A 21141-nucleotide genomic window follows, 5' to 3' on the forward strand; every position below is an offset into this window, starting at 1 on the left:
TTTAAAGTCAGTGTCTTACAGCGCTTGATCTGTTTCAGAAAATTTTAAAAGAGCCATAAAGGAGTGATAGAGCTGGCAAAGCTGAATAGGGTCTGTTATCGCCTCCTGAATCCAGAAGTCGAGCCTTGCTGGCTCATTTGCCTCTCCGGGTAAGGTTAGCTCCACCTGGTAGTCGGATAACTGCAGAAAAGGTGAGCGTACATCTGGCTGCGATAGCATTTGCTTTACCTTCTCTTCTTGGTTTGCCTGTACAAGGGTATGTGCATCAAACTCCGAATCTCCAATCTTAATATCCTGCATGCCGAGCAATTTACCTACCTCTTCCAATAGCCCCTGCTGTTGGAGCCTGAATCTGTACCCACTGCTTTTTTGAAGGGTTGCACTAAATAATGTGCTGGAAATACCACTCTCAAAGCCCCCACCTAGGTCTACATCCAACCGAAACAGGACCTGGTAAGGTGCTTGCTGTAACAGTACTTGGTACTGTAGCAGGTCTGGGTGCTGCTGCATGTCCTCTGCCAATTGCTGGCAAATTGCTTCTTCTGTTTGCCCTGTTATGAGCCGTTGTTCCTGCATAAATCTTTAACAGCGTTAGGTTTGTTATGTATCCGTGCTTACGGTCATCAGGAGGCGAAGTTAGTGTGTAGGGCCAGCCGATTTAAAAGAATATTTTTTAGATCAAGTGATAGCCCCTGCGTTCAATTTGGATAAATAGCCTCTGGAAAGGAGTTTTCATTAGAATAATTGGTTTGTGCTGAAGCCGAATTTATTTGTTGCTCCTCCGCCATCCTTCTTTGTCATCCTGGAAGGATCTTGTGGGCGAGAGCCAAGAGCATATTTTGTCTAAGTTCGCATAGTAACTTTTCTTGCTGCGACAGCGAAGTGGAGTTGTTGTATTGTTGTAGTCTTTGTTCTTTTTGTCTTGATACAAAAAGAACAAAAAAAATCAAGATGCTCCAAATCGAGGGCTCCTGCACCCCCACTCGCTGACCGCTCAGGCAGTGGAGCCTCAATAGGTGCACCTGGCAAAGGTGTTTGCTCTGTAGCTGCAGCATGGATCTGCAAAGAGTTTATTAACTAGTCGAACTATCTCGAGCCATCAACAGCCAAATTATTCTAATGATTTTGACCTTCCAGAGGCTTTTTTGGGAAAGTGATGCATGGGAGCCATATATGACCAGGAAATAACGAAAGCCGAGCTGCACAATGTCAGCCCGGCTTTCTACCTATGAGAATTTGTATAAACGTTAGTCCGAAAAAGATGTGTAAATGATTGGCGTGCTTTTCTATTACTTAAAAACATTGGTTGAATCAGGAATAGCTTCCTGAGGCTGATTCGCCTGCTACTCCTTTTCCCAGAGTGCCACCACCGGCTCATCGTTGCCAATGCGGTAAGCGCGCTTCATAAAGCCGGTGTTAAAGGCCAGAGCTACTTCGCCAGCAGGGGAGAGAGCAATTAAACCCTTGTCGCCTTTTAGTTTGTCGTTATGCAGTTCAATGGTTTTTTCTGCGGCCTCTTGCAGCGTAAAGCCACCATATTTCACTAATGCATATACCTCGTGCGCCAACACGCCCCGCATAATTACCTCGCCTTCGCCTGTGCAACTCACTGCACAAACTTCGTTGTCGGCGAAGGTGCCGCCGCCAATAATGGGGCTGTCACCAATGCGGCCTTTCATTTGGTTAGTTAAACCACCGGTAGAAGTAGCTACTGCCAGGTTGCCCTGTTGGTCCAGTGCAACAGCACCTACCGTGTCATGCTCGCCCGGGGCCACCGTTTCCTGAAGCTGATCTAGCCAGGCTTCTCTTTTTTCTTCTGTAATAAAATAATCAGGTGTTTTAAAAGGTAGGTTAAACCGCAAGGCATATTCTTCGGCACCAGTACCGGTAATAAAAACATGCTCACCTTTTTCCATTACCACTTTGGCTAGTGTGATCGGGTTTTGTAAATAGCGGATACCTCCCACAGCACCTGCCTTTAGCGTTTCCCCATCCATTATAGCGGCATCAAACTCGGTTTCTCCACGTTGGGTAAGGCTTCCGCCTTTGCCTGCGTTAAAATGCGGCTCGTCCTCCATGCTTTTTACTGCAGCAGTTACGGCATCCACAGCAGAGCCACCCTGCTGCAGCACTTGCCAGCCCGCCTCCAGCGCCTGTTGCAGGCCCTTGCGGTACGCTTTCTCTTTTTCGGCCGAAAGTTCTCCTGGTTTTATTGTTTCGGCACCTGCATGAATGATAATCGTATAGTTTTTCATAGTTGTATCGGGTTCACTTGTGTTGTTTTTGAAGCCTGCTTTTTAATAATAGTGAGTAGCGCAGGCAATAAAAAACTCTTAAATTATGGTAATAAAATGACCCTTCCGGAGGGCAAAATGCCTCTTTTACTTCATGGGTTACCACAGGCAGAATCTTCGGTTTGGATCTTGTGCCCTATATCTTTATGAATGTGCCTGACTTTCTTCAGAAACCGCTGTGCGATGTTGGATAATCCGAAAACTCTCCACTAATTTTACAGCTTCCGTTATATTCTCCGAAAACAAAGTAATAAAGGAGCCTTCCGGGGCATATTCAAGGGCATTCGCCAGGGCCCGGATCTCCTCTTTGATTTCTTTAACCACTACTTCTCTGCCTGTTGATGCAATGCCTTCTTTCAGGAGCTTGTTTATTTCTGCGCCACTTCGGTCGCGGGTGTCCAGATCCTGTCTGATAATGATTTCGTCGAACATAGTTGCGGCTACGCTACCTACACCTCTTATGTCGTCTGCGCTTCTATCGCCAACTCCTGCCAGAATACCGATTTTTGGGTAAGCTTTTACGTTGTTCAAAAAATCGCCTATAGCCTCCATGCTGGCAATATTATGCGCATAATCGATCAGCACTTCGAACTTGGGGAGTTTAAACAAGTTCATACGGCCCGGAGTTGTCTCCGCTGAAGGAAGGAAGGTGCGAAGGGCGGTTCTGATTTCGGCAATCTCGAAGTGAGCGATGTAACCGGCTAGTGTAGCAGCCAGTACATTCTGGATATTAAACTTTGCGCGCCCTCCAAAGGTAAGTGGTATATCAGCCACCCGGTCTACCCGCATTTTGTAAGTGTTTTTAAAAATCGAGATGTAGCCATCTTCATGCACAGCAGCCAGCCCACCTTTGGAAATGTGCTTGAGTATGCGCGGGTTTGCTTCATTTAAACTGAAAAGCGCAACTTTGCAGGACAAGCCACCACTCATGTTGTACACAAGGTCATCGTCGGCATTTAGAATGGCATAGCCATTAGAGCAAACTGTTTTAGGTATTACCCCCTTTACCTGCGCCATTTCTTCCAGGCTATTGATGTCTTTCAGGCCCAGGTGGTCAGCAGCCACATTCAGCACAATGCCTATATCGCATTGCCTGAAGGCAAGGCCGGAGCGTACAATACCGCCTCTGGCGCATTCCAGCACTGCATAGTTAACAGTTGGGTCTTTCAGTACAAACTCACTGCTGTAGGAACCGGTGGTGTCGCCAGAAATTATTTTGTTCTCTTGAATGTAGATGCCATCGGTGGTGGTAAAGCCAACCTGGTAACCTTTAAACCGCAGCATGTGCGCAATAAGTCGGGTAGTGGTGGTTTTGCCATTGGTGCCTGTAACAGCCACAATCGGAATACGGCTGGGGCAGCCATATGGGAATAGCATGTTGATGATGGGCTCCGCTACGTTGCGCGCCAGCCCCTCAGTAGGCGATATATGCATGCGCAAACCAGGGGCAGCGTTCACTTCTATAACAGCTCCTCTTGTTTCGGGCAACGGAATGGCAATGTCAGTAGTCATAACGTCTATGCCGCAAATATCCAAGCCAACGATACCAGCAATGCGTTCGGCCATCTGAACATTGAAAGGGTGCACCATATCGGTTACGTCGGTAGCTGTACCACCCGTACTGAGGTTGGCGGTATTTTTAAGGTAGAGCACCTCTCCAGGTGGAAGCACCGATTTTAAGGTGAGTTCCTTTTCCCGAAGGATGGCGCGGGTAAGCTTGTCTATTTTGATGTGAGTCAGAGCCTTTTCGTGACCGATGCCGCGCCTTGGGTCTTTATTCACCTCCTTTACCAGTTGCTGAACCGTAGACACGCCGTCTCCTATTACCATGGCTGGTGTGCGTTTGGCAGCAGCCACAAACTTACCGTTTATAACCAGGAGCCGGTAGTCAGCACCTACAATATACTGCTCTGCCATTACAGCCTCAGAATAGCGTTGTGCCTCATGAAGACCCTTTAGAGCATCTTTCCAGTTTTGTATATTAATGCTGGCGCCTTTGCCCTGGTTGCCATAGAGAGGCTTTAGCACGATCGGGAAACCAATGTCATCTATTGCCTCTTCCAACTCTTTTACAGTATAAATAATTCTACCCTTAGGTACCGAAATGCCTGCATCTTCCAGTATAAGCTTTGTCTGGTTTTTGTTCCCGGCACTCTCAACGGCAAAACTGGAGGTGTTGCTGGTCATGGCTGCCTGAATATGCTTCTGATGGATGCCATAGCCCAACTGAATCAGGTTTCGCTTCTGGTTATTGATGTAGGGGATATTGCGACTGACAGCTTCCATTACAATGGCTTCGGTGCTGGGCCCAAAGTACTCATCTTCCCTGATCTGGTGAAGTCGCGCAATGTCCTGTACTATGTTAACCTTCTGGCCTAAGGCTAATTCGTTTGTTATGCGCACAGCAGCCTGCGCTGCGTACTCACCGGCCCGTTCCTGCTGGTACGAGAACACTACAAAATCTTCGCCTGGCTGTGGAGCCGCATAGCGGCGGCCATAGCCGCAGTCCATGCCAGCCATTGTCTGCAATTCTAATGCTATATGCTGCACCACCTTACTGAGTATGGTTCCCTGCCGTACTAACCTGAAAAAGCCACCATCCGTCCCTTCAGACGATCGGTGTTTATACATACCCGGAAACAGCTTTTCCAGCTTCTCCGCAAAATTAGGTATTTCGCTGGTCAGCGTTTCCTGCTGGTCTTCGAGAGCAAGTTTTATTACAATAATCTTAGGATGCTTTACAGACCAGTAGTTTGGACCACGCATCACCCTTATTTCTTTTATCTTCATTTAGCTTGGCTCTTTTAAGCTTAAGATTCTTTGGCGTACCCCATGTAGGCACATAATGGTAAAAAGTAGGCTATAGAGTATTGTCAGCAAGTGTCATGCTCTTAGTTGAGCTTACGAATTTGGCCTTGGTTTGTAGCTGCAGGTGCTCAAAAATCCGCTCTTGTTGTCCTAAATCAGTATTAATACATGGCTCTATGTAAATACGCATTCCTTCAGGTGCAAAAACTGATTTTTTAAAAACTGTAAGCTGTTGATTAATAATTTGTTAGCTAATGTGTCAGATTCAAATTATATTTAAATTAACCAGTCCTTTTTGTGCTATTCTCACTCAACCAGAAAACTCATCCTGCGTTTAAACATATAGAGTCATTATCATTTTTACTTTTCAAATAACAGTTAAACTATGGCAAGGAATTATCAGCGTAATTACGAAGATGGTGGCTATGGCTCCCATGACAGATTGCACGGCTCAGGGGAGGAAAGACAGGATGGAAGCAAGGACAAAGGCTTCTTGGGACGAGTTGGAGACACGATCAACAATGCCTGGGAAAGAATTGCCGGAGAGGACGATCAACACCACCACACTGCTAGAAGCAAGGGTTATAGAGCCTCAGGCTATGGCAACTACGACAGGGGCGGCTATCAGGCATCATCAGGCTCTTATGGGTATGATCCCTTTGGCCATAACCAAAGTCCCGCCACCGATTACAGCTCAGGTTATACCGGCCTCTACAACCAGCAACCAAGCTCCAGATATGGCAAGTCAGGTCAGCAGCCTTGGGGAGGTTATAGCAGCATGAGCAGTAGTAACTATAATAATGAACCAGGCTACAATGAGTCGTCCAGGGAGACTGGCTATGGCCGTACCTTTATGGATAGTAGCTATGGCTCTTCCGCAGGCCGGGGTAGCGCAGGTCATTTTGGTTACGCACCAGGTGCCGGGAGCCATGCTCCGGCCAATGCTAGTTGGCAGAGCAGGTCCAGTAAGGGCAGTGCCATCGATTATAGAAGTGCCGGCTCAGCTGGTTACGGTTCTTCCTCAGGTTACGGAGCATCGTTCAAAGGCTCTACTCCTAAACGTGGGCCATTCCATATGGACCAAGGCCACTACAGGGAGGAAGAAAATTTTGCAACAGGGCCTTTTAGCGGTGGTGTATTTAAGGAGACGGGTACAATTGGTGGAGCCAGTCAGGAGATGATTAATCGTGGTTGGACGGCAGGTTACGCTGGCAACTACGGCGACAGCTCTGGCAATGCAAGCGAGAACCGCCATATTGGGAGCTCGATGCGCAGCGCCATTTACGGATCAGAATTTAACAACAATGAAAACTCTAACTTAACTGACTGGGCTGGTCAGACCCGGAATTTTACAGAAGGAGACTACGGCTCGTCAGAAGGTACTGGCATTCCAGATCAGGAAGCCGATCATAATTGGTTCGGCAGGCAGCGAAGCCACAACTATAGGGCATCTAAAGGAGCATCAGATTAAAGGTAGTCTCAAACTGAGAGCCGTTATTTTATTTAAACTGCTGCCCCAATTGCCATAGGTATTATTAAAAGGAGGCTTTTCTGGTTATCTTATGTTAGAGATGACCAGAAAAGCCTTCTCTTTTAGAAGGAGCAGTATCATCCTTTTCCACGGATGCACCCATCTTAAGCTTCTGCTAAAACACAGCTGCCTCTCTAGCCTAACAAAGGTAGTTTAGAGTAAATACATGAGAGTGGCATGTATCATGAATAATTTGCTAAACTGTTTAGTTGGTTCGAGTGGTAAAGGTAGTACGCCAGTTCTTTGTTTGGTACAACAGGTATGGTGGCATCCAGTTGTGTGGTGTTAAACAGGTACTGGATCTGCTGGTTTAATTGTATAAGCAAAAAGTTGATGTTACGTTGCTTTAGAATATATTGGTACAGTATCAAAAACTCTATAGCTTCGGGGGTAATGCTTGTTAACATGCTACAGTCTAACCACACTTCCTTATTCGCTTTTTTGGCAATAATTGCTTGTAACAAGGTTGATCTTAAAACAGAAAAAGTTTTAGGTTCTAAATCGCCTACAAGCTGAATATGGTAAATATTATCTTCAGTTGTAAAAGTTATCTTCATAAGTTTATGCGCTACATATAATCTGATGGAAATCAGTTAAAGGTATTAAAGCACAAGTATTACTTCTTAAGTGGAGTCTGATTAACGTGTATCAGAAGCTTCGGGCTGTTTTAGAAGAACGGTGGTGTTTACTTTGTAAAAGAACTGAAATCATAACAAATGTAAAGCTAAAGTCCTGTTAATGAAATACCTGGAACCAGGTATTTTTAAATCAAAACATAAACATAACATGCAACATTAAGCATCGTGCACCAACATTAAAGCGTCCTCAAGCGACTCGGCCAGCAGGAATATTTTCTGGAGCCCGACAACTTCAAAAATATTTCGGATAGTAGGCTGCATACCATATAGAATCAGCGCAATATTCTGCTTCTGGCTCATGTGCAGATTTGCTAAAAAGAAGCCTATGCCAGCCGACGATATATAATGAAGGTCTTGAAAATCAACAAGTAATAGTTTTTGGCCCGCATTCATGGCCGCCTCCATTGCTCTGTCAGCTACAACAGATGAACAAGCATCTAATTCTCCGGAGAGTGACAGGATAATGCCTCCATCTAAATAGGAGGTTACTATATTAAATTGCTTCATACTTAGGTTCGAATTTCAGTTGTTTGGGTAAAGTCAATTCCTTTTTAGTTCATTATAACCAAAGGGAAGGATTTTCCCATATCTACTCAATAGCGTCAGAAGAATTCACCATATAATTTTAAGGCAAAAAGAGTGGTGGTATTGGTTATAAAAAATAGTGATGGATTTTTTATGGGCCCAACTGGAGAGAGCGGCGCTTGATGTATTAAACTTGTTTATACCAGCGTTTATGGAAGGCTTTTTACGCGGAAAAAATACCTCGAATATCCTGTGTTATAACTATGTTTGTTTCTGTGTAGACTTGTGAATGGCCACCTTTATAAATACATGTATTTGATGATATAAAAGTGAATTATTTTGGTTAAAAATTAGATTTAAGTTAATTATTGTATTTATCATCAATAAAATTAAATTAAAAATATGAAAAAGTTTTGGAGCAAATACGGATTATAAGAGAGGTAAACACTTAATTTAAGCCATTTATACTTGAGTTTTCTTATACATAAAGGTTATGCGGCATAATTTTAATAATTATACATCCTGGAACGGAAAGATGGTGGCAAAGTGTGGAGGATATCTCCGTGGTTACACAAAAGAAAAAGCTATTACTCTATTTCTAACTTCATTTTCGTCTTTTTTACCTCATTAAGGCGTTTAATCAGTTTTAATGGGTTTAGCTTAAATAAAATGCTGTACCTTATAAGTCTCTTTCACTCTACAAGACTACCGGCTGAAAGTTAATAACACTAGTTTTTCTATTTTTATTGATAATATATCTAATAAATTAAATATATTTCTATCGTTTAGTGATTTTTTTCTGTATATTAATTTATAATAGACTAATTGCAGACCTGATTACTATGTAGAATTCAACAATATTTTTTTTTACATATTCTATGATAAACGTTATCTTAACAGACGATCATAAGATTATACGTGATGGAATCAAAGCATTGCTCCATAACGAATCTACAATTTCAGTTGTAGGAGAGGCTTCTAACGGAAATGAACTAATACAGATGCTGGACGACATTGTGCCAGATGTAGTTCTGATGGATATTAACATGCCTGAGCTAGATGGTTTTGAAACTACCAAATATTTGCAGCAGCACTTCCCGGAGATTAAAGTATTGGTGCTTTCTATGCTCGATCATGAAAACTATGTAAACCGAGTAATTGAGCTTGGTGCCAGCGGTTACATTCTGAAAAATTCTGGAAAAGAAGAGTTATGTGCTGCTATCAGGTTGGTGGCGAGTGGCTCTTTGTATATCAGCTCTTCGGTAGCCATACAGCTGCTTAAAAAAGTAGGGCATCAGACCTCTTACAGTGGACCTGTTCAGACAGATAGCAAAGACAAAAAACTGAAGGATATCTCCAAGCGGGAGCTGGAGGTATTGCAACTGATCGGAGAAGGGTTTACTAATGCTGAAATAGCAGAAAAACTGTTTACAAGCAAGCGGACTATAGAAACACACCGACAGAACCTGTTAGAGAAAACACAGACCAAAAACACGGCAACCTTAATTAAGTATGCCTTGCAAAATAACATTATTAGTTAACTGGAGTAGCAGTTAGAGCAGCAATCCTCCACTCTCCGAAGTGCCACCATGCCAAGGCTATGGTAATCCGCTACCGGAGGCGCTGCAACACCTAAAGGGCAGAGTTGCCTGCAATACTCTAAAAACAAAAGAAGCGGCTTCAGGTTATGTAGCCGCTTTTTTATGTCTTACAAGAACCTTTGCTATGCCTGCTCTTGCTGCCCTGCTGTAATTTTATCAATCAACTCTTCATCGGTCAGGTTTTGAAGCCAATCGCTGCTGACATCTATGCGGACAGTTTGAGCGCCACCACCTGGTGTACATACTACAGTTACAGTACCCTGATCGCTTTCTGTTAGCTCGGCAGCTTTATCGCCTAAGGCAGCGTAGGCTTGCACGCAGGTCCAGGTAGTTTTTTCCTGATCGGTTACTTCTCTTTGTTCCATCATAAAAGTAAAAATGAGAGGGAGCAGGTGGTATTTGTCCGCCTGTTCCCTTTATGTTCATAGGTCCAGCTCTTATACTGCCTTTTCCTGCTCCGGGATGCTTTTTAATGTTTTGAGCAGGAAATTCCAATACTTCTGCACCGAGCTGATCTGTACCTGCTCGTCGGGAGAGTGTGCTCCTCTGATGTTTGGTCCGAAAGAAATCATTTCCATGTCAGGGTAATTAGCTCCGATGATGCCACATTCCAGCCCGGCGTGGCAGGCGTTTACATGGGGTGCGGCCTGGAACATAGTGTGGTAAAGTTCACTCATCAGTTTTACGATGGTTGCGCCTGGTCTGGGGCTCCAACCGGGGTAGGAGCCTTTTTGTTCAACCTGGGCACCCGTCAGCTCAAAAGTGGCTTCAATGGCGCGAGCTAAATCTTCTTTTTCAGAATCTACGGAGCTGCGGGTGAGGCATTGCACAGAGAAATTGCCATTCTTTACTTGTACCCTGGCTACATTGTTAGAGGTTTGAACCAGGTGCACCATATCTGGGGTCATGCGGTAAATGCCGTTAGGACAGGCATAAACCGCCCGCAGGAAAGTGGCCTGGAACTCAGGGGCAAGTACCTTTTCCGGAGCCTCCATGCTTTGGAGCTGCACCTCCAGCTTTGGGTCTGTGGTGGCAAGTTCCGTTTTCAAAACAGCCGTGTGCTCTTTTATAAAGCTTTCGAAGGCAGAGCTGTTGCTGGCAGCTACACTTAGTTCAGCAAACGATTCTCTCGGTATGGCATTTCTTAATCCGCCCCCATCAATAGAACTAATCTGGATATTATATTGTGTTGCAGCCTGGTGGAGCAGCCGGTTCATAAGCTTGTTGGCATTACCACGACCCAGGTGAATATCCATACCGGAGTGTCCACCGGTGAGACCTTTAAGCGAAAGCCGATAGCCCTTGCTATTTTGCTCTGCATTAACCTGCTCGTAGCTTCCAATTGCAGTAACATCTACGCCACCAGCACAGCCAATGGTTAGCTCCTGGTCGTCTTCTGTATCGAGGTTCAGCATGATGCTGGCTTTTAATAAACCCCCTTTTAAGGCCAATGCGCCCGTCATGCCGGTTTCTTCATCTATAGTAAAAAGAGCTTCCAAAGGCGGGTGCGCAACGTCGGTTGCCTGCAGCAGCGCCATTATGGTGGCTACACCTATACCATTATCGGCGCCGAGGGTGGTACCCTTTGCTTTTACCCAGTCACCTTCTACCACCATCTCAATTCCTTGGGTTAGAAAATCGAAATCGGTGTCGGCATTCTTCTGATGCACCATGTCCAGGTGGCTCTGCAGTACAATGGTTTGTCTGTTCTCCATGCCGCTGCTGGCAGGTTTCCGGATAATTACATTTCCGGCTTCATCCTCCAAGGTATCGAGGCCCAGGTTCTGCCCAAATTCTTTTATAAACCGGATTACCTGTTCTTCCTTTTTAGATGGCCTGGGAACAGCGTTCAGATCAGCAAAATTGTTCCATAGAGCCGACGGTTCCAGGCTCCTGATAGATGTGGTTGTAGTCATACGTTGCATGTTGTTGTATTAGCGCAGGCAGTGCTGCAAAGTCAAGCTAGTAAATATTGTGCAGCATAAAAAACAGGGGCAGCATTTAATTAGCAGGAACTGCTGTATGTGCCAGTAAACGATAGGCTTATCCAAGTCTGAATTATTCTAATGAAAACGACCTTCCGGAGTCTATTTTATGAATGAAGGGTAGGGGCAAGAATTAATAATGCTGCAGAAGGAGGAGCTGTTTGGCAGACAATGCTCCACCTGTTCCTGAAGTGAGTTGGTGAGGTAGGTGTGAAGGTAATGGGACCTAAAGTTCTTTGTCTGATAAACTAGCGTGAGCCGGCTAAATGTATTAATTTAGAACCTGATTCAACTACAAATACATGCTAACAATATACCATAATAACAGGTGCAGTAAGAGTCGCCAGACACTGGATCTGATCCGTGAGGCAGGGCAGGAGGTGCAGATAGTAGAGTACCTGAAAAAGGCACCCACTGCCTCTGAATTGAAAGAGGTGCTACAGAAATTAAAACTCCGGCCCGAGGAACTGGTGCGAAAGGGAGAGAAGCTATACAAAGAGAAGTTTGCCGGAAACACCTATTCAGATGAAGAATGGCTCCAAATTCTGGAAAGTAACCCTGGCCTGATCGAACGACCTATTGTCATAAAAGGCGATAAGGCCGTAATTGGCCGACCTCCAGAAAATGTGCAGCAACTGTTTTAAACCTGCTGTTGCAGAACCTGGCTATACTATGAACAATGGCTGGCAGAGGAGCTAACCTATTAACTACTTAGACCATTTTTGGCTCTGGAAGGCTCTTTTCATTAGCAGAATTTAAATCGGCACAGGCACAGTTACAGGTTGGCTGTTGTCTTTGCGGCAGCTTTTTGGGAGCTGGTAGTATAGCTTGCCAGCACCCGCAGCACAATAAACAGGCTGGTCAGGGTAAGGGCAGTCGCCACCAGAAAAGGAGCTTCCGGAAAATACAGGGGGGCGCTGTCGCTGGTAAAGTAGGCGAAAATATGACTCATAAACGGTCCGCCCACTATTGCCGTAACACTTGCCAGACTGGCAATACCTCCTTGTAACTCTCCCTGCTCCGTTTCCGGCACTTCCCCTGAAATAATACTTTGAATGGCTGGCTCAGAAACTCCTCCTAAAGCGTACGGTACCAGAAAGGCAAACATCATCCAGCTCTCACTGGCAAGTGCCAGCAAAAAATATCCGAAACTGTAAAGCAGTATGCCTACGAAGGCTGTCCTTTTTACCCCCAGTTTAGGTACCACCAAACCCGTAACAAAGCCTTGCACCAAGGCTATCAGGATTCCAAGCAGCCCAAAAGAGTACCCGATGCTGGTTTCGCCCCAGTTAAACTTAAGCGAGGTAAAATAAGCCCACACATTATGAAAGACATGCACGGCAATATAGGTGCAAAAAAGAGAACAACATAAGCCTGCAACTAGAGGGTAGCGCCGCAGGTGCAGCAAAGTCCCAATGGGGTTAGCCTGTTTCCAGGCAAAAGCACTTTGCTTGTTTTTAGGTAAGGATTCTGGTAAGAAATACCAGGTATAGGCCATGTTAAGGGCAGTAATGGCAAGTGCAGCATAAAAAGGAAAACGTAAGCCGAATTGGCTCAGTTCACCTCCCAGCACCGGGCCTATGGTAAAGCCAAGCCCAAAGGCAGCTCCTATAAATCCGAAGCGCCTGGCTCTGTTGTCTGGTTGGGTGATATCGGCAGTGTAGGCATTGGCCATGTAGAGTGTGGTACTGGTAGAGCCTGCTAGTAGCCGGCCCGCAAATAGCCAGCCAATGCCACTGCTAAAGCTCATAAAAAGATAATCTATGGCTATACCCAGCAGCGAGAGGAGCAGAATAGCACGTCTGCCATACCTGTCGCTAAGTTTGCCAAGGGCAGGAGCCAACAAAAACTGTGCAGCTGAAAAAGTAAACATGAGCCACCCGCCATACACCGATGCCTCACTTAAACTGCAGCCGGTAACGGTACTCAGGAGCCCTGGCAGCACAGGCAGTACAAGTCCCAGGCAAAGGATATCAAGAAACAAGGTAACAAGTACATAACCCTGCGAGGCATTCCCTTTTCTAAACATACCGTGAATTTAACATCCTGAAAATAAGGATTAAATTTTTAAATGCCTCATTGCTAACGGAAATTTAACCAGCCTGACAAGCGGAAGATTAAGCTAACCAGAGGCTCACTAAAAGCAAAAAGTCTGTTTGCATTTCCAATTTTTTGAAATGCAAACAGACTTTTTGCCTATTTCAGATATTCATTGTTAGAGTGGATTCCCGATCAGAAGCAGTAGAGGCCAAACCAAAAAGTAGAGGCACTATTGATACGCTTCCAACTCCTGCAGGCGCTGCTCAATGTTGGCAGCCCATTCCATTTGCACAGTTGTGTCTAAGCCATGGCGCGCCATTTTGTCGAACTCATCCTGCTCAGCTTTCCAGGCAGCAAAAGCCTCGGTTACAGTAGGGCCCAGTTTCTCCTGCACATTATCGCAAGCGGTGCCCAGGGCATAGAGTTTTTTGCGAAGAAGGCGCGCATGCACCTCCGTCAGGTCGAAATGGAGCTGCTCATGGTAGAGCAACTTCTCAGATTTTTTGTTTTTTGACCACGATTGTGTAGGCAGAAAAACGCAAGACACCTCAAATTCCAATTTGTTGTTCCGGCATTTGGCATCAAGGGCAAGGTTAGCAGCTGTTAAGGCATGATGCGGATTTTCTTCATCGGGGTCTGCTTTAAAGTCTTCCCAGTTCAACTTTCTTTGGGCAGACCAAGAAAGTTTTTCATTCTTTGAGCTGTTATCTTTCTCAATGCGTACCGGCAGAGAAGCTGCTCCCGGCACAGTGGCGGGGGCAAAAAATCCTGTTACAAAGGATAGGAGTAGTGTGATAATGAACATTGGCTAAAAGTAAAATTATCGTCATTACCAGGGCAACAAGGCTCTTTTTAGAAAGGTTGCATTTTTTTTGAATTATTTTTGAAGAAGTTTTAGGGTCTGTTTTCGGAAGCGTAAGAAGAGCAAAACAGCCGCTACAGACAGTCCGATTAGCAGCCCTGCCCAGATGCCAGTTACCCCAACACCAAGTTTAAAACAGAGCAAATAACCAAGCGGGAGTCCGATTACCCAATAGGCGACTAAAGATACCAGGCTCGGAACGCGAACGTCTTCCAGACCTCGCAAGGCTCCCAATCCCACTACCTGCACGCCATCCGAAATTTGGAAAAGCGCCGCAATTATAAGCAGTTGAGAAGCGATATGAATCACTTCCAGATCATCTATATACAACATGGGGATGAGCCGGTTAAAAGTGATCATGAGCAGGGCGCTGACCAACATAAACAATGTACCCATTATAAAACTGCTGAAACCGGCCATCCGCAATGCTCGCACATTGCCTAGGCCCTTCTGGTTGCCCACACGAATAGTGGCTGCTGCTGCTATACCACTGGCCATCATGTAAGATACGGAGGCTACGTTTATGGCAATCTGGTGTGCGGCCAGCTCACGGGCACCTATCCACCCGATCATGATAGCAGAGAAGCTAAAAGCCCCCACCTCAAAGAGCATCTGCCCCGATATGGGCAGCCCTATTTGCATAATGCGGTACATGTGCCTAATAGATAAATGTTTTAAATTAAGGTATTTGCGGTAGATGGCAAAGCGCTTCCCATAAAGCACGTAGCCTCCCATAAACAGCGCCATCAGCACGCGTGAAATTAAAGTGGCCCAACCTGCGCCTTCCAATCCCATTGCAGGAAAGCCCAGCTTGCCGTAAATCAGGACGTAGTTCAGAGCAACGTTAATGCTGTTGGCCACAATAGATATGTACATGGGCTGCTTAGTAAGCGAGAGCCCTTCCGTAAACTGCCGGAATGCCTGAAACACCATCAGCGGCACAATGGAGTAAAACAATATCCGGATATAAGGAATGGCCAAGTCTACCACGGCCTCCGGCTGGTTGAGCATCGATAGACCAGGCGACAGAAAATACCCAGCCACCATAAGCAGCATACCCAGCAATATGTTAGAAACTAAGCCATTCAGGAGCAGTAGCGAAATGCGAGTCGGGTTGCCACGACCGTCTGCAGAGGCAATAAGGGGGGTAATGCTCATGGAGATGCCAATGCCAAACATCATGGTTACCACAAACACACTATTGCCCAAGGAGGCGGCTGCCAGTGGCAAGGTGCCAAGCTGGCCTACCATCAGGCTATCAAACACGCTTACCAGGATGTGCCCCAATTGGCTCAGGACAACAGGGTAGGCAAGCAGGAAATTTTTAGAAAAATGTTCTTTATATTCTTGTGATCTCATACCTTATGGACTCATTTCGGCCCGCAAAAGTACGTCTTTAATTTTGATTGTGCGGTGGCAGGTAGAACTGATTTTCTTGTAGTCGGTCAGGTGGGAGGGGTGCGCCTTCCTCAAATTCAACTCAAACTCGCGGTTTAAGATGCTTTCTTACAAGGTATTTGTAAACATGAGTACCGCAGCCAATGTGCCTGAAACTAGCACTAACCAGGCTGAGGCTAAGGGCATTACGAGCAGAAGTACCTCCGGGAGGCCTTTTTTATTAGAATAATCTATTAGAGCGGTGACTAATAGAAATAACCAGTTCCCAATGACTAGCTGCATCAATTAGTGTGAAAGAGGTTATGGTAACAGGTGCTGTGGTTTTTATTGGGTAACTGACTGCTATAGCTGATCCAATAATTAGTTTGATGTTGACTGCCAAAAGCCTATTTTAAATCCCATTTTCAAGGTGATAAAGCAGTAAAAGAAATGAGGATGCCCGATACTTGCACGAACATCCTCTTTCATGTTTTGGGCAAAAGCTTATTCGCTTTGGATTAAACCTGCCAGCGCTTCTTTTAACCTGCTCAGGGCTTCGGCGAGCACTTCTCTTTCTACGGCAAACGACATACGGGCATGGCCGGGTAATCCAAAGAAATCGCCCGGCGATAGCTGTAGCTTATAAATTTCTGTAAGGTAAGCGCAGAGTTCTATGCTGCTGTTGAGTATATGGCTGGTTGGGGTGGAGCAAGGAAGGTAATGACTGAAATCTGGGAAAAAATAATAAGCTCCCTGCGGCACAAAGAACGGTAGGTGCGGAATTTCTTTAAGGCCGGATGCCATAAGTGTTCTGTTTTCCTGCAGGACCTCCAGCATAGATGGCAGTACCTGATCGCGCTCCTGTATGGCGGCTATAGCGCCCTTTTGCAGAAACTTGCTTACTCCTGCAATGGTGGCTGCCTGAAAAGCAGTACATCTCTTTACCAACTCCTGTGGCCCCACCAGGTAGCCAAGGCGCCAGTCCGACATGGCAAAGGACTTAGAAAACCCGTTTACAACAACTACTCTTTCTTTATCCCCTTCGCAGGCAAGGACACTAGTAAAAGGCCCATCGTAAGTAACAAAGTCATAAATTTCATCTGATATTACATAAAGGTTTGGATATTCTTTGGTAACCTCCAGCAGCTCTTCCAGTTCCTGTTTACTGTAAACACGGCCTGTAGGGTTGCCCGGGTTTGTAAGCAGCAAAATACGAGTGTTCTCATTTAACACCTGGCGCAAGGCACTTGTCGGGAGGCTGAAATCTGATGCAGCCGTGGTAGGAAGCTGAATCATTTTGCCTTTGCAGTAGCCCATTAGCTCCTGAAAGCCAAACCAGGCAGGAGTAGGAACTACCACTTCATTGGAGTCTTGCTGCAGCAAAACCGTGAACAGGTAAAACAAGGCTTGTTTACTTCCTGGCGTTATAAGCACCTGCTCCGGCGTAATGTCAATGGCCTCTTGCCGGTACCGCTCTACAAGTGCGGCGCGCAGTTCCGGTATGCCTTCAGCGGTACCATGACCTGTTGCACCTGCTTCCAGTGCTTGTATAGCTGTGCGAATGGCAGGTGCCGGGCTTCGGAAATAACTTGCCCCGGAGGCGAGATTGATGTCTGTCATAGGTTTAGTCAACGGCAAAGAGTATATCCGCAAAATATTCGTTTTTATCTAAGAACACAGATTCTATGCTGAAGTTGGTCGCCTGCCCCAGTTCCCGGGCTTGTTCCAGCGAATATTTGTGTGAGTTTTCGGTATGAATGGCTTCCCATGCTCCAAACGTGAATTTTTTATTGAGTGCCTCTATGTGAACCTCCTGTTTTCTTCTGCTCAACAGGTAGCTCCGCATGGCGCCAGCCTGCGGATCGTAGCTGGCATAGTGACTAAATTGCTGAAGGTCGAAGTTGCCACCCAGTTCTTCGTTTATTCGTCGGAGCAGGTTCAGGTTAAAGGCTGCCGTTACACCCGAGGCATCGTCATACGCCCGCAAAATAGTTTTTGGTTCTTTGCGGAGGTCCATGCCCATGAGTAGCTTATCGCCGCTGCCGAGGTAGCTTCTGATTACTTTTAAAAACGCCAGGCTCTCGTCGGGGTTAAAGTTGCCAATGTTAGACCCCAGAAATAACACCACCTTGCGCTCCGACTTGTTTTCCTGTAGCCACTCCAACGCCTTAAAGTATTCGCCTACCACAGCCTGCACTTGCACCTGCGGTAGCTCCTGGCGCAGGCGCTGCGTGAGTTGTTGCATAGCATGGCCCGAGATGTCTACAGGCACATAGTCGAAACTACGTTGCTGCTCGCTCAGCTCCCGCAGCAGGATCTTAGTTTTAAGGGCATCGCCTGCACCCAGATCGATCAGGTGAAAAAAGCCCTCTGCGCCTACGTGTGTGGCGATGGCTTCTTTCTGGTCGGTGAGCACTTCGAACTCGCAGCGGGTGAGGTAGTACTCCGGCAAAGCCATAATGTCCTGAAAAAGCTGGCTGCCTCTGCTGTCGTAGAAGTAGCGCGACGAAAGGCTTTTAGCTTTTTTGCTCAGGCCTTCGTTTACGTCTTTAGCAAAAGCAGCCTTATTGTCGCTTCCGTCTGGTTCTTTATGTAATTCTACTAGTGGCAAGGGTCGATTTGTTGATGTTTTCATAAATTATTGAGCCAGTCTGATACCGTTGTACTGCCAGCGTTTATCAGGATGAAAAAAGTTACGATAGGTGGTACGGATATGGCTCTGTGGGGTGGCGCAGGAACCTCCGCGGAGCACCATCTGGTTCAGCATAAACTTGCCGTTGTACTCACCCAAGGCACCGGGAGCTTTCGAGAAGCCGGGGTAGGGGTGGTAGGCACTGTAGGTCCACTCCCAGGCATCGCCATAAAGTTGTTGCAGGCCGGCCCCGCCAGGTTTTGCGGCAGTTGGCTCCAGCAACTCCGACTCTACAAAGTTTCCGCCGGTTGGGGCATATACCTGTGAGGCAGCCTCCCATTCGAACTCGGTGAGCAGGCGTTTGCCAGCCCAGGTGGCATAGGCATTGGCCTCGTAAAAACTAATATGGCAAACCGGTTGGTGTAGGTCTATTTTAACCAGACCGTGCAGGCTGAACTGGTACCAACCGTCTTCCTGCTCCACCCAATAAAGCGGGGCCTTGAGTCCGGCTGTTTTAATCATAGCCAGTCCTTCGTCGAGCCAGTGCCTGAAGTCGCTGTAGCCGCCATCCTGCATAAACTCCAGGTACTCCCCGTTAGTAACAAGCCGGTTCATTACCTTAAACTCTGGCAACAGTACCTCATGTACGCCCTGCTCGTTATCGAAACAAAAACCGTCGCCCTGGTACCCGATGGTGTAAATACCTCCCGGAACTTGCATAAACTGCGCTGCCATGGCGGGCGTTGTGGGTGCTTTTTGGGGGCCTGGCTTGTAAACGGGTAGTAGCGGGTTGGTGCTCAGAATATATTTAATGTCGGTAATCAGGAGTTCCTGGTGCTGTTGCTCATGCTGGAGGCCAAGCTCCAGAAGAGGCATCAGGTTGGTCAACTGCTCCTCAGGAAGCACCTGCAGGAGCTGGTATATGTGCTCGTCTACATGCTGGCGATAGGCATACACGTCGCGCAAGGGCGGACGGGTAAGAGTGCTGCGGGCATCGCGCTGCACTCTGTTGCCAACCGTGTTATAATAGGAGTTAAATAAAAAGCCGTAGCTCGGATGGAACAGTTTATAACCGGGCAGATGCGGCTCCAGCACAAAGGTTTCAAAAAACCAGGTAGCATGCGCCATGTGCCATTTAGGTGGGCTCACATCTACCATTGGCTGCACTACCGTATCTTCGGGCTCCAGCGGCTGACAAATTTTTTCTGTGCGGGCCCGTATATCCTGGTAACGCTCCAGGCTCACAAGTGGTTCGGGTGCTATCGTGGTGTTCATATAATCTGATTGGAATAGAAAGGGTTTGTTTACAGTTTTATAACCGATAGGCAGGGCAAAAGTTGTATGTTGGTGCTTTGCCTCAATTATTTAAATGAAAAGTGCCTTCCGGAGGCTTTTTGGGTTTATATGGCACTTGCCTCATGTAAGTTACAGCCATGTTTGGAGCTCTTTTTCAGGATGTACTAACAGGCCTTCCTGGTGTTCGTCTTATTTAATGTATGTCGGCCCCAGGTAATTTTCTAAAATCATTGTTTACTTTATACGTATGTTTTTAGTTTTACAGGAGCTGGAGAATCCGGCTAATCTTTTGCTGCACCGGTTGCTTTTTCTTTTTTGTTATGCACTATCAGTTACAGGTAATTCCCCATACGCTATTTTTTAAGTTCGATGCCCGTACCTCGAGGGGTGCCATTGCGGAGCACCAGGTTTATTACCTGCAATTGTGGGAGGTTGATAAGCCGCACCTGGTAGGCATAGGTGAATGCGCTCCTCTGGCCGGGCTGAGTGTAGATTACCGCCCAAACCTGCCCCAGAAGTTACAATGGCTCATGCAGCAGCTCCAGACTGCAGCGATCGAGCTTACAGAAGCAAACGGAACACAGCTGGCAACAGAGCTGGAACTGGAGGATTGGCCTTCTGTACGCTTTGCATTAGAAACTGCCCTGCTGGATTTAAAGCACGGGGGCAAGCGCAAAATTTACACCAACGCCTTTAGCCATGGCGAAAGGGGCATCCCGATTAACGGTCTTATCTGGATGGGGGACAAAAGTTTTATGCAGGAGCAGATAAAAAAGAAACTCACCGAGGGCTACACCTGTCTGAAACTAAAAATCGGCAGCCTCGACTTTGCTACGGAACTGGAATTACTGGAAAGTATTCGGAGCACGGCCAGCGCAGCAGAACTTACCATTCGGGTAGATGCTAACGGCGCCTTTAAACCAGGGGAGGCTTTCCGGAAACTGGAGCGGCTGGCCCGGTACGAACTGCACTCTATAGAGCAGCCCATCCGGCAGGGGCAAGTAGAGCAAATGGCCCAGCTATGCGCGTATACACCTGTTCCCATTGCCCTTGATGAAGAATTAATTGGCGTGCAACAGCCTGAGGCCAGAAAAAAACTACTGGAGGAGATAAAGCCACAGTATATTATTTTAAAACCAACGCTGATAGGTGGGCTCCAGGCAAGCGCCCATTGGATTGAGTTAGCAGAAGCGCGCGGTATTGGCTGGTGGATTACCTCTGCCCTGGAGTCGAACATAGGCCTGAACGCCGTGAGTCAGTTTACTGCCAATTATGATATTACGGCGCCACAGGGTTTGGGTACCGGTCAGCTGTACCACAACAACATTCATTCTCCGCTGCAGATAGAGCAGGGGCAACTCTGGTATAGGCAGCAGGAACAGAACTGGGGCAGTTTGCCTGCGCAGGCCTTGCTCTAAAAAGCAGCTAAATGGCTCCGCAAGGCTGTTTTTATTACAATAATTGCTCTATAACTGTCTTATACAAAAAAGGATGCCCACCAGCAATTGCTGGTGGGCATCCTTTTTTGTATAAGACAGTTATACTTTGTTTA

Annotated in this window: 17 protein-coding genes; 4 read left to right on the plus strand and 13 right to left on the minus strand. The window is 46.5% G+C overall.

The window, feature by feature from the left end:
• Positions 1-15: 15 nt before the first annotated feature.
• The 3 genes from ACMA1I_RS21470 to cphA all read right to left on the minus strand — a co-directional run bounded on the left by ACMA1I_RS21470 (position 16) and on the right by cphA (position 5084).
• Positions 16-576, minus strand: a complete 561-nt coding sequence (locus tag ACMA1I_RS21470; protein WP_337070538.1) for a hypothetical protein — start codon at positions 574-576, stop codon at positions 16-18.
• Positions 577-1343: 767 nt separating this feature from the next.
• Positions 1344-2255: an isoaspartyl peptidase/L-asparaginase gene (locus ACMA1I_RS21475; RefSeq protein WP_337070539.1), complete on the minus strand. Its 912-nt coding sequence runs from the start codon at positions 2253-2255 to the stop codon at positions 1344-1346.
• Between the two features lie 183 nt (positions 2256-2438).
• The gene (gene cphA, locus ACMA1I_RS21480; protein WP_337070540.1) at positions 2439-5084 is read right to left on the minus strand and encodes a cyanophycin synthetase; all 2646 of its coding nucleotides are present in this window, start codon (positions 5082-5084) and stop codon (positions 2439-2441) included.
• 403 nt (positions 5085-5487) lie between these two features.
• Here cphA and ACMA1I_RS21485 point away from each other — a divergent pair, with 403 nt between their 5' ends.
• Entirely contained in the window at positions 5488-6573 is a 1086-nt protein-coding gene (locus ACMA1I_RS21485) for a hypothetical protein (RefSeq protein ID WP_337070541.1), read from the plus strand.
• Between the two features lie 242 nt (positions 6574-6815).
• On the opposite strand, the gene ACMA1I_RS21490 is transcribed toward ACMA1I_RS21485, so the two are convergent.
• Both ACMA1I_RS21490 and ACMA1I_RS21495 read right to left on the minus strand, forming a co-directional pair.
• Positions 6816-7190 carry a hypothetical protein gene (locus tag ACMA1I_RS21490; RefSeq protein ID WP_337070542.1) on the minus strand — a complete coding sequence of 125 codons (375 nt, stop codon included), beginning with the start codon at positions 7188-7190 and terminating at the stop codon, positions 6816-6818.
• Between the two features lie 237 nt (positions 7191-7427).
• Complete coding sequence (locus ACMA1I_RS21495; protein ID WP_337070543.1) at positions 7428-7778, minus strand: STAS domain-containing protein; 351 nt, start codon at positions 7776-7778, stop codon at positions 7428-7430.
• A gap of 896 nt (positions 7779-8674) precedes the next feature.
• Here ACMA1I_RS21495 and ACMA1I_RS21500 point away from each other — a divergent pair.
• Positions 8675-9337, plus strand: coding sequence for a response regulator transcription factor (locus tag ACMA1I_RS21500; RefSeq protein WP_337070544.1), 663 nt, complete (start codon positions 8675-8677; stop codon positions 9335-9337).
• Between the two features lie 182 nt (positions 9338-9519).
• On the opposite strand, the gene ACMA1I_RS21505 is transcribed toward ACMA1I_RS21500, so the two are convergent.
• Complete coding sequence (locus ACMA1I_RS21505) at positions 9520-9765, minus strand: hypothetical protein (RefSeq protein ID WP_337070545.1); 246 nt, start codon at positions 9763-9765, stop codon at positions 9520-9522.
• Positions 9766-9834: 69 nt separating this feature from the next.
• Positions 9835-11313 (minus strand): aminoacyl-histidine dipeptidase, encoded by a 1479-nt coding sequence (locus ACMA1I_RS21510; RefSeq protein WP_337070546.1) that lies wholly within the window; start codon positions 11311-11313, stop codon positions 9835-9837.
• 371 nt (positions 11314-11684) lie between these two features.
• Between ACMA1I_RS21510 and arsC the strand changes: the two genes are divergently transcribed.
• Positions 11685-12026, plus strand: coding sequence for an arsenate reductase (glutaredoxin) (gene arsC, locus ACMA1I_RS21515; RefSeq protein ID WP_337070547.1), 342 nt, complete (start codon positions 11685-11687; stop codon positions 12024-12026).
• 131 nt (positions 12027-12157) lie between these two features.
• Here arsC and ACMA1I_RS21520 read toward each other — a convergent pair whose 3' ends face one another.
• From ACMA1I_RS21520 to egtB, 6 genes are all read right to left on the minus strand, one after another.
• Complete coding sequence (locus ACMA1I_RS21520) at positions 12158-13411, minus strand: TCR/Tet family MFS transporter (RefSeq protein ID WP_337070548.1); 1254 nt, start codon at positions 13409-13411, stop codon at positions 12158-12160.
• Between the two features lie 240 nt (positions 13412-13651).
• Positions 13652-14227 carry a DUF922 domain-containing protein gene (locus ACMA1I_RS21525; protein WP_337070549.1) on the minus strand — a complete coding sequence of 192 codons (576 nt, stop codon included), beginning with the start codon at positions 14225-14227 and terminating at the stop codon, positions 13652-13654.
• Positions 14228-14299: 72 nt separating this feature from the next.
• Complete coding sequence (locus tag ACMA1I_RS21530) at positions 14300-15643, minus strand: MATE family efflux transporter (protein WP_337070550.1); 1344 nt, start codon at positions 15641-15643, stop codon at positions 14300-14302.
• Between the two features lie 522 nt (positions 15644-16165).
• The gene (locus ACMA1I_RS21535) at positions 16166-17281 is read right to left on the minus strand and encodes a pyridoxal phosphate-dependent aminotransferase (RefSeq protein WP_337070551.1); all 1116 of its coding nucleotides are present in this window, start codon (positions 17279-17281) and stop codon (positions 16166-16168) included.
• A 4-nt stretch (positions 17282-17285) separates the two neighbouring features.
• The gene (gene egtD, locus ACMA1I_RS21540) at positions 17286-18272 is read right to left on the minus strand and encodes an L-histidine N(alpha)-methyltransferase (protein ID WP_337070552.1); all 987 of its coding nucleotides are present in this window, start codon (positions 18270-18272) and stop codon (positions 17286-17288) included.
• Positions 18273-18299: 27 nt separating this feature from the next.
• Positions 18300-19568: an ergothioneine biosynthesis protein EgtB gene (gene egtB / locus ACMA1I_RS21545; protein ID WP_337070553.1), complete on the minus strand. Its 1269-nt coding sequence runs from the start codon at positions 19566-19568 to the stop codon at positions 18300-18302.
• Between the two features lie 341 nt (positions 19569-19909).
• Between egtB and ACMA1I_RS21550 the strand changes: the two genes are divergently transcribed.
• Positions 19910-21007, plus strand: coding sequence for an o-succinylbenzoate synthase (locus ACMA1I_RS21550; RefSeq protein WP_337070554.1), 1098 nt, complete (start codon positions 19910-19912; stop codon positions 21005-21007).
• Positions 21008-21141: the final 134 nt, after the last annotated feature.

This window comes from Pontibacter sp. 13R65 (assembly GCF_047525655.1).
Taxonomy (GTDB): Bacteria; Bacteroidota; Bacteroidia; order Cytophagales; family Hymenobacteraceae; genus Pontibacter.

Bases quoted from the DNA above. Each gene is read 5' to 3' on its own strand.
- ACMA1I_RS21470 (WP_337070538.1), bottom strand. From the start codon at position 576: ATGCAGGAACAACGGCTCATAACAGGGCAAACAGAAGAAGCAATTTGC.
- ACMA1I_RS21475 (WP_337070539.1), bottom strand. From the start codon at position 2,255: ATGAAAAACTATACGATTATCATTCATGCAGGTGCCGAAACAATAAAA.
- cphA (WP_337070540.1), bottom strand. From the start codon at position 5,084: ATGAAGATAAAAGAAATAAGGGTGATGCGTGGTCCAAACTACTGGTCT.
- ACMA1I_RS21485 (WP_337070541.1), top strand. From the start codon at position 5,488: ATGGCAAGGAATTATCAGCGTAATTACGAAGATGGTGGCTATGGCTCC.
- ACMA1I_RS21490 (WP_337070542.1), bottom strand. From the start codon at position 7,190: ATGAAGATAACTTTTACAACTGAAGATAATATTTACCATATTCAGCTT.
- ACMA1I_RS21495 (WP_337070543.1), bottom strand. From the start codon at position 7,778: ATGAAGCAATTTAATATAGTAACCTCCTATTTAGATGGAGGCATTATC.
- ACMA1I_RS21500 (WP_337070544.1), top strand. From the start codon at position 8,675: ATGATAAACGTTATCTTAACAGACGATCATAAGATTATACGTGATGGA.
- ACMA1I_RS21505 (WP_337070545.1), bottom strand. From the start codon at position 9,765: ATGATGGAACAAAGAGAAGTAACCGATCAGGAAAAAACTACCTGGACC.
- ACMA1I_RS21510 (WP_337070546.1), bottom strand. From the start codon at position 11,313: ATGACTACAACCACATCTATCAGGAGCCTGGAACCGTCGGCTCTATGG.
- arsC (WP_337070547.1), top strand. From the start codon at position 11,685: ATGCTAACAATATACCATAATAACAGGTGCAGTAAGAGTCGCCAGACA.
- ACMA1I_RS21520 (WP_337070548.1), bottom strand. From the start codon at position 13,411: ATGTTTAGAAAAGGGAATGCCTCGCAGGGTTATGTACTTGTTACCTTG.
- ACMA1I_RS21525 (WP_337070549.1), bottom strand. From the start codon at position 14,227: ATGTTCATTATCACACTACTCCTATCCTTTGTAACAGGATTTTTTGCC.
- ACMA1I_RS21530 (WP_337070550.1), bottom strand. From the start codon at position 15,643: ATGAGATCACAAGAATATAAAGAACATTTTTCTAAAAATTTCCTGCTT.
- ACMA1I_RS21535 (WP_337070551.1), bottom strand. From the start codon at position 17,281: ATGACAGACATCAATCTCGCCTCCGGGGCAAGTTATTTCCGAAGCCCG.
- egtB (WP_337070553.1), bottom strand. From the start codon at position 19,568: ATGAACACCACGATAGCACCCGAACCACTTGTGAGCCTGGAGCGTTAC.
- ACMA1I_RS21550 (WP_337070554.1), top strand. From the start codon at position 19,910: ATGCACTATCAGTTACAGGTAATTCCCCATACGCTATTTTTTAAGTTC.